Raw genomic sequence first — 8,848 nt, forward strand, 5'->3', positions numbered from 1 at the left:
TGATAAAATCGTATCGTTTAGATTACAACTGTGTGTCAAATAAAATACCTTTTATTTAAATGAACATTGATCAATATGGTCATTAACTAGTCCGGCTGCTTCCATAAAAGCGTAACAAGTGACTGGTCCCAAAAAGGTAAATCCTCTTTTCTTCATTTCCTTCGATACAATTATAGAGAGTTCTGTTTTAGTAGGCACTTGTTTCGTACTGTTAAAATGATTAATGATTGGCTTTCCTTCCACAAATGACCAAATATACTGATCAAACGTTCCATATTCTTGTTTCACATTTAAAAAAGCTTTTGCATTTTTCAAGAGCGAAGCAACTTTTAATTTATTTCGAATAATTCCTGGGTTTGAAAGTAATTCTTCTATTTTTTTTTGATCATAATGTGCGATTTGATAAGGATTGAATCCATCCAATGCTTTGCGGTAATTCTCTCTTTTAGATAAAATTGTAGACCAACTTAATCCTGCTTGCATGGTTTCAAGAATCAATAATTCAAATAAAGCTTGATCATCATGCAACGGTTTGCCCCATTCTTCATCGTGATACATTTTCATCAATTCCGTGGTTGTAGCCCAAGCACATCTTTCCAAAATTGCACATCCTTTATTATTTATTTTGAAACCTTGCTTTCTGTTATTTTTTTAGTGTATAATGTATTGTTAGTATAGATTAACTTAAGGTAGTTCACCTACCTAATGTTATGAAACAACTTAGGAGGATTTACTATGTCTAAAGATTACCGTGTTTTACTCTACTATAAATATGTTCATATTGAAAATCCAGAAGAATATACTGCAAAGCATCTAGCGTTCTGTAAAAAAGTTGGCTTAAAAGGAAGAATCTTAGTTGCTGAAGAAGGTATAAATGGTACTATTGCAGGTACTTATGATATTACTCAACAGTATATAGATGAAATGCATGCCGATCCTCGTTTTTCAGATTTAGTTTTTAAAGTAGATGAAGAAGAACGTGCTCCTTTCAAAAAAATGTTTGTTCGCTTACGTCCTGAACTTGTATCTCTAAATTTAGAAGATGATATTGATCCTAATGAATTAACTGGTGAATACTTAAACCCTACGGAATTCCGTGAAGCTATCCTTGATGAAAATACAATCGTCATCGATGCCCGTAATGACTATGAATACGATTTAGGTCACTTCCGAGGAGCTGTTCGTCCAGAAATCAGAACATTCAGAGAACTTCCTCAATGGATTCGGGATAATAAAGAACAATTCATGGATAAAAGAGTTGTAACTTACTGTACAGGTGGAATTCGTTGTGAGAAATTCTCTGGTTGGTTAGTTAAAGAAGGCTTTAAAGATGTTGGACAATTACATGGAGGAATCGCTACTTACGGGAAAGATCCTGAAGTTCAAGGTGATCTATGGGATGGTCAAATGTATGTATTTGATGAACGCATTAGTGTGCCTGTTAACCATAAAGAACATGTAATTGTTGGTCGTGACTGGTTTGATGGTACTCCTTGCGAACGCTATGTAAACTGTGCTAATCCTGCTTGTAACCGTCAAATCTTATCTTCAGAAGAAAATGAACATAAATATATGCGTGGATGCTGTCATGAATGCCGTGTAGCACCAGCAAACTTGTATGTAAAACGGAATAGCTTAAGTGAAGAAGAAGTTGCTGAACGTTTAGCTGTCATTGGCGAAAAACTTCCAGCATCCGTTTAATTAAAATCAAATCCATTCTTTGACAAATGGCTGATAGCCAATTAAGGTTGAAAGAATAAAAAAAGACTCTGAAATCAGAGTCTTTTTTTATTTAATGATTAACAGTTTTGCGACGATTAACTCAGTAATAAAGCATCTTCTGTAACGGTGTCTCCACTATTCTTTTGGAATAATGCTAATAAGTCAGGGACTGATAATTTATTTTTTTCCTCCCCTGAAACATCCACTACTATTTTTCCATTGTGAAGCATGATTAACCGTGTTCCGTGTTTAATTGCATCTTCCATATTGTGTGTGATCATCAGTGCAGTCAATTTTTTTTCCTGAACAATTTTATCGGTTAACTTTAATACCATTTGGCTCGTTTTCGGATCTAAAGCTGCTGTATGCTCATCTAGTAATAGCAATTTTGGTGGAACAATCGTCGCCATCAGCAATGTCAAAGCTTGTCTTTGACCACCCGACAATAATCCCACTTCCATTTTAAGCCTACTTTCAAGTCCTAACTCAAGTAACTTCAACTGTTCTTTAAAAACTTCACGTTGCTTATCTTTTACACCTAATGATAAACCTCTTTTTTTCCCTCTCTTAAAGGCAACCGCTAGATTTTCCTCAATGGTCAATCGAGTTGCTGTTCCCATCTTAGTGTCTTGAAAGACTCGTCCAATGTCTTTTGCTCTATCATTCGTTCGCTTATGCGTGGCGTTTTTCCCATCCAAAAAGACTGCACCTTCATCTACTGCATAAGTCCCAGCTACACTATTTAATAAAGTTGACTTTCCAGCACCGTTCCCGCCAATGATCGTAACAAATTCTTCTTTCTCAATGGTCAAATCAATTCCCTTTAAAACATGGTTTTCATTGACTGTTCCCACTTCAAAACTTTTATGAATTTTTTTTAATTCTAAGATTGCTGTCATATTAATTTAGCTCCTTTCTTACTCGCTCTTTTAGATCCTTTAGTTTTCTTTTTGATTAACGGAGTTGAAAGTGCGATAGCTAATATGATGGCTGAGAATAATTTGATATCTTGCGGTTCTACACCTAATTGCAGTACCAAATCTATAATTAGACGATAAACAATTGCTCCGATGACGATTGTCATTAACCGTTTCGCAAAAGATAAATTATGAAAAATCACTTCACCGATAATGACAGAAGCCAATCCAATGACAATGGTTCCAATGCCCATACTAATATCTGCATAACCATTATTTTGCGCAATAAGTGCACCTGATAAAGAAATCAATCCATTACACAACATGTATCCTAAGATTTTCATTGTATCTGTATGAATACCGTTTGCTTCACTCATGTCTTCGTTATCACCAGTAGACCGTAACGCTAAACCTATTTCAGTGCTGAAAAAAAGGTAAAGAACTAGAATCACTAAACATACAGCTATTCCTCCAACAACTAAAACAGCTAAACGATTTTCTAACCCATACGACTGCAACTCTCGCATCAATGTCTCTTGCCCCAATAAAGTAACGTTTGCTTGTCCCATTATTCTTAGGTTGATTGAATACAAAGCTGTCATGGTTAAAATACCAGTAAGAAGAGCTGGTATTTTAAGTTTTGTATGCAACAGACCTGAAACGATTCCAGCTAACATCCCCCCGACCAATGCCAGTAAACTAGCAAGTAAAGGTGGTATTCCAGAGACAATAGATACCGAGCAAATAGCAGCACCTAAAGGGAAACTTCCTTCAGCGGTTAGATCTGCAATATCTAAAATTCTAAATGTAAGGTAAATCCCAATCGCCATAACTGACCATAATAATCCTTGTGAAATGCTTGATAATATAATATCCATTTTAATTCTCCTTTATGTTTTACAGTTTAGTCAGGCAACACGATACTTTTAGGGTCTATGCCTAATAACTCTGCCATTTCCTCGTTAATGACTAATTCTAATTTATTAGACGTTTCAACTGGCATTTCGGCTGGATCTGCACCATCTTCAATAATTTGAAGGGCCATTTGTGCAGTTTGACGTCCCAATTCTTCATAATTAATTCCATAAGTTGCTAATCCTCCAGCTTCCACCATTTCAGCTGAACCAGGAACAACAGGCAATTTATACTCTAAAGCAATTTCGCCAACTGTTGGCATCGTACTTGCGAGTGTATTATCCGTTGGAATGTACACGGCATCAACTTCTTGAGCCAAAGTCGTCATCACTTGTTGGACGTCATTGGTAGTTGTTACGGTCAATACCTTCACTTCTATTCCTTCTGCTTCAATGGCTTTTTGAGCTAGATCTGCTTGGATTTTTGAATTTGGTTCACTAGAATTGTAAATGATTCCAATCGTTTTAGCCTCTTTAGCCAACGATAAAAGTAAAGCAACTTGCTCTTCTATCGGAACCATATCGCTCGTACCTGTTACATTACCGCCAGGCTGTTCATTATCAGCAACCAAACCGGCATCTACAGGATCTGTTACTGCAGTAAATAAAATAGGGTCTTTTTGTGTAACTGTTGCTAAAGATTGTGCTGCTGGTGTCGCAATAGATAAAATGATTTCATTTTCTCCTGCTAAACTCTCACTCATACTTTGTAAATTAGCCTGATCGCCTTGAGCATTTTGATAATTAACCGTCAAGTTTTCACCTTCAACATACCCTGCTTCTTCTAATTCACTGACAAATCCTTCACGTGCTTTAGAGAGTGAATCATGCTCCATGTATTGCAGAATGCCCACGTTTACGTTTGCTTCCTTTGAATTTCCAGTTTCATCTGTATTTCCACAAGCACCCAATAGTAAAGCAGTTGTAACAGTTGCTACACCTAAAATTATCTTCTTATTCATCCCGTTTATTCTCATCATTATTATTTCCCCCTATTTTCTAATCTAATTTTTTTACAAAAAACAAAAACGCCCACTTAGAGATAGCATTACCTAAGTGGGCGTTTATTTTATGTAAAAATAAACAAGAAATCCTTTATAATCTACCACTTAGATAATCTCTATGTGGCAAATATTTAGCAAATCAAATTGCTTTAGCCATATAGATACAAACATTTCTGTTTCCTGTTTGCACCCATAATGAATTATGTCTACAAACAGTTTCTAAAATAGCTAAAGTAATAATTATTCAATTGTGTTTGGCTGACTAAATGACTGTTCATAATAATCCCTCACACTTTCAATTTGTATTTGTTGTTACAAGTATAAAAAAACAAATGAGGAAAGTCAACAACTATATTAAAAAAAATTCATTTAAAACTCACCCGATTCTTACTTTTTAGGAAAATAGCAATCTACCCCCTGCCTTAAATTATACATAAAGTAGATTAAGTTTCTGATATATTTCTTCAAAAATTGCTCTTTCTACTCTCTTTTTGTTATAATGGTTCAAGCAATTAGAGTAATCAAATATAACTTTATGAGGTGAACTAAATTTGAGTAGTCCACAAAATACGAATGAATCATCATTTTTAGAGAAGATAAAAATTCTTTTTCAAAAAGTGATTCAGTTCATGAAAAAGCAATGGATTTCTTTCAAACAAACACATTTTTATCAATCAATTCATTTTAAAAGAACCAATTCACATAAAGAACCAATTCAAAGCAGCTCAACTTCTCCATCTACTACTGATAATGAACCAATTAGTTCTCAGGAAAGAGAACAAAGCAAAGCAGAAGAAAATTCTAGGTTAGATAAATTTCTATTTGGCTTTAACGTTAGCTACAACGTTGTCAAAAATCTTATTATTGCATTTGTTGTTATTGGTTTAATTGGTGGAGCTCTTGCGGGTGGAGTAGGAGCAGGATACTTTGCTTATCTTGTTTCTGGCGAAGATATTCCAACTTATGAAGAAATGAAAACAGACCTTGAGAATGTTTCGGCAACTTCATCGATGTATTACGCTACTGGAGAAAAAATCAGTGATTTAAAAACAGATTTAAAGCGATCTGAAATCCCATTAAGTGAAATGTCTCCTTTAGTTCAAGAAGCTATTATCGCTACCGAAGATGAGTACTTTTATAAACACTCAGGAGTAGTTCCAAAAGCTGTAGCCCGGGCATTGGTTCAAGAAGTTAGTGGTGCGAGTACAACTTCTGGTGGATCAACTCTTACTCAACAGTTAGTAAAACAACAGATTTTAACAAATGAAGTTTCCTTTAAGCGAAAAGCAAACGAAATGTTATTAGCTTTCCGTATTGAGAATTTTTTTACAAAAGATGAAATATTAGAAAGTTATTTAAATGTTTCACCTTTTGGAAGAAATAATAAAGGTCAAAATATTGCTGGACTGAATGAAGCTTCTTTGGGTATATTTGGTAGTAAAGCCAGTGAGTTGACTTTACCACAAGCCGCTTTTCTTGCTGGTCTGCCTCAAAATCCAATTGTTTATAGTCCTTATACTCAAACCGGCGCGCTTAAAGAAGACTTATCTGCTGGGATGAACCGTAAAGACGAAGTATTGTTTAGAATGTATCGTGAAAACTACATTACAAAAGAAGAGTATGACACTGCTTTAGCTTATGATTTAACACAAGATTTTTTACCACAAGAAACTGATGTTAAAGATAGTACCGATTATGTTTATAACTTTGTCGAACAACAAGCAAGACAGATTATAATGGAGCAACTGTACACAGCTGATGGTTATTCAGCTGAGGATATTGCTAATGACCAAGACTTAAAAGATTCTTATTACAATCAAGCGGATCTTGATTTACGAACAAAAGGTTATACTGTTTATTCAACTATTGATAAAGGTGTATACGAAGCTATGAACAATGTCGTTGCACAGTATGCTAATCCGGGTATCTCTTTTGATGAGAATAATAATCCGATTATTAACAATACGAGTTATCTTGGAAAAGTAAAAGTTGTGGATTATGAGGATAAAGAAACTAAGGAAACAAAAACATTAGTTGAACCAGTCCAAAATGGCGCAATTTTAAGAGATAACGCTACTGGTCGAATCATTTCGTTTATAGGTGGCGTAGATTATGGCTTAACTCAAGTTAACCATGCTTATCAGTCTCCTCGTTCACCCGGCTCAACTATTAAACCCTTACTAGCTTTTGCTCCTGCATTAGAAGAAGGCATTATTACACCAGCTTCGATGATTTTTGAAAGCAGTGCTAAAGTGCCAAGTTGGGAGAATGGCAAACTGGGGATTCACGAAATAACGAACTCAGGAAACGTGATTCCAAATAAATGGACCGATGTTCGTTCTGGTCTATCAAATTCAAGTAATATTGTTACAACTAAAATCTATCAACAGATGAAAGATACGTACCATATGGCAGATAAACTAGAATCTTATATGCATAAGATGGGTTTTGGTTCTGACGTCATCACAACAGAAGAATACCAAGGTGTTTATTACTCCCTTCCAATTGGTGGGATTACAAAAGGTACCACTGTTTTAGATCAAACAGATGGTTTTTCTACTTTAGCAAATAAAGGAAATTATACAGAGAGTTATGTTATCGATAAAATCGAGAATGCTGATGCAGATGTCATTTATCAGCATAAAGCTGAAGCTGTAGAAGTTTTCACAGATGAGACAGCGTATTTAACAACTGATATTTTACGTGATGTAATGGATACGGGTACAGCTAAAGACATTGAAGGACAATTAAATTTCACAGCAGATATTGCAGGTAAAACCGGTACGTCTGACGGTCAAAAAGATATTTGGTTCATTGGTTATACACCTCAAGTAACTTTAAGTTCTTGGATTGGCTATGATAATGCCGTTAATACATCTGTCAATGATTTGTCAAATTCAGGTTCTGAAAGTCCAAGTTTAAGAAATCGTCGACATTGGGCTCGCTTAATGAATGCAATTTATAGTGCAAACCCAACTATTTTAGGCGCTGATCAAACATTCCAACAACCTGAAGGTATTGTAGAAACAAAAGTTCTCAGTGCAACAGGTATGATGCCTGGAAAAGTAAAATTAGCTGATGGAAAAGAAGTTACGGCTTCTGGTGGCACTAAAACAGAAATTTTTAATAAAAAGTTTGTACCGAAAACGACCATTTATAACTTCGCATTAGCAGCTTCTGATAAAGAGTTAACCGATTATTGGGGTAGTGTTACTAAATCTGCTGACACTAAAAAAGCTCAAGAAGCACAAAAGGCTAAAACAGAAGCAGATAAGAAAACTGCTGAAGTAAAAAAAGCCGATGAGGCCAAAAAAGCTGATGAAGCTAAAAAAGCTGATGAAGCTAAAAAAGCTGACGAAGCCAAAAAAGCTGACGAAGCCAAAAAAGCTGACGAAGCCAAAAAAGCTGACGAAGCCAAAAAAGCAGAAGAAGCCAAAAAAGCAGAAGAAGACGCTAAGAAGGCTGATGAAGCCAAAAAAAATGAATAAAAAATAAGAGGCTGGGACAAAACCTCCCAGTAACTAAAAAAACGTTAATTGCATTTTTGCAATTAACGTTTTTTTAGTTTTTTCAACTGATTAAGTAAATTCTTTAGGCTAAATCGCCTTTGTTTTTCTATATTTTTTGAAGTTATTAGCCATAAAAGCCAAACCTATATCGACTTTAATTTTCTCTTTCCCACGCAAATGGAAGCGAGTGAAACCTAAATTAGCTTTTACCTGCCCGAAAACTGGCTCTACCTCGATTTTGCGTCTCGCAAAAATCTTGGAGCCTTCAGGTGATAAAAGCTTAGTCGCTTCTATTTCTTTTAAAGCTTCATAATGCCAATTGTAATAGAAGGCTTTTTGTTCTGCCTCCTCTGGATTATCCGGTCTATAAACATGACTATCCTGATGAAATCCACTACTGTTTTTCTTGTGACTTATATAGTTAAAATAATAATTTGTACCATCTGGATGTATAAAGTAATTTCCTTCGGAATGATAAGTCCAGTTTTTTCTATTTCTTGAAGAGCTACTATAGGATCGTGTTTGTTCTTTATCAAAGAGGTTATATTTTATGAGATGATTTACTCCGATATCATTCAGAAAATTTAGGTTCTCTTCACTGCCATAACCAGCATCTGCAATAATCATTTTTGGCAAGTAATCTAATGATTCAACAAACGGAATGAGTGTCCGTGTATCCGTTGGATTTGGAAAAGCATCATAAGCTAATACAAATTGATTTTCAGTACCGATTTGAATATTGTACGCCGCTTTTAACTGGCCGTTCATCATATGATCGTCTT

At 35.2% G+C, this 8,848-nt stretch carries 7 protein-coding genes; 2 read left to right on the forward strand and 5 right to left on the reverse strand.

Annotated elements, in window-relative coordinates; all coding sequences use genetic code 11:
- Positions 1 to 51: 51 nt before the first annotated feature.
- Positions 52 to 600 carry a DNA-3-methyladenine glycosylase I gene (locus CAT7_RS04440; protein ID WP_007722409.1) on the reverse strand — a complete coding sequence of 183 codons (549 nt, stop codon included), beginning with the start codon at positions 598 to 600 and terminating at the stop codon, positions 52 to 54.
- 135 nt (positions 601 to 735) lie between these two features.
- On the opposite strand from CAT7_RS04440, the gene trhO reads away from it, so the two are divergent.
- Positions 736 to 1,701, forward strand: coding sequence for an oxygen-dependent tRNA uridine(34) hydroxylase TrhO (trhO, locus tag CAT7_RS04445; protein WP_007722411.1), 966 nt, complete (start codon positions 736 to 738; stop codon positions 1,699 to 1,701).
- 116 nt (positions 1,702 to 1,817) lie between these two features.
- Here the strand turns inward: trhO and CAT7_RS04450 are convergent, their stop codons facing one another.
- Genes CAT7_RS04450 through CAT7_RS04460 form a run of 3 tightly spaced genes read right to left on the reverse strand, consistent with a single transcriptional unit; the run spans position 1,818 to position 4,533 of the window.
- The gene (locus tag CAT7_RS04450; protein WP_007722413.1) at positions 1,818 to 2,621 is read right to left on the reverse strand and encodes an ABC transporter ATP-binding protein; all 804 of its coding nucleotides are present in this window, start codon (positions 2,619 to 2,621) and stop codon (positions 1,818 to 1,820) included.
- Positions 2,618 to 3,517: an ABC transporter permease gene (locus tag CAT7_RS04455; protein WP_007722415.1), complete on the reverse strand. Its 900-nt coding sequence runs from the start codon at positions 3,515 to 3,517 to the stop codon at positions 2,618 to 2,620. The genes CAT7_RS04450 and CAT7_RS04455 overlap by 4 nt, the downstream gene beginning before the upstream one ends.
- 26 nt (positions 3,518 to 3,543) lie before the next feature.
- Positions 3,544 to 4,533 carry an ABC transporter substrate-binding protein gene (locus tag CAT7_RS04460; RefSeq protein ID WP_007722417.1) on the reverse strand — a complete coding sequence of 330 codons (990 nt, stop codon included), beginning with the start codon at positions 4,531 to 4,533 and terminating at the stop codon, positions 3,544 to 3,546.
- Positions 4,534 to 5,108: 575 nt separating this feature from the next.
- Between CAT7_RS04460 and CAT7_RS04465 the strand changes: the two genes are divergently transcribed.
- Positions 5,109 to 8,045, forward strand: coding sequence for a transglycosylase domain-containing protein (locus CAT7_RS04465; RefSeq protein ID WP_007722419.1), 2,937 nt, complete (start codon positions 5,109 to 5,111; stop codon positions 8,043 to 8,045).
- 108 nt (positions 8,046 to 8,153) lie between these two features.
- Here CAT7_RS04465 and CAT7_RS04470 read toward each other — a convergent pair.
- Positions 8,154 to 8,848, reverse strand: a 695-nt coding sequence (locus CAT7_RS04470; protein ID WP_007722420.1) for a transposase, incomplete at its 5' end; no start/stop codon positions are given.

Source organism: Carnobacterium sp. AT7 (genome assembly GCF_000171855.1).
In the GTDB taxonomy this organism is placed as follows: domain Bacteria; phylum Bacillota; class Bacilli; order Lactobacillales; family Carnobacteriaceae; genus Carnobacterium_B; species Carnobacterium_B jeotgali.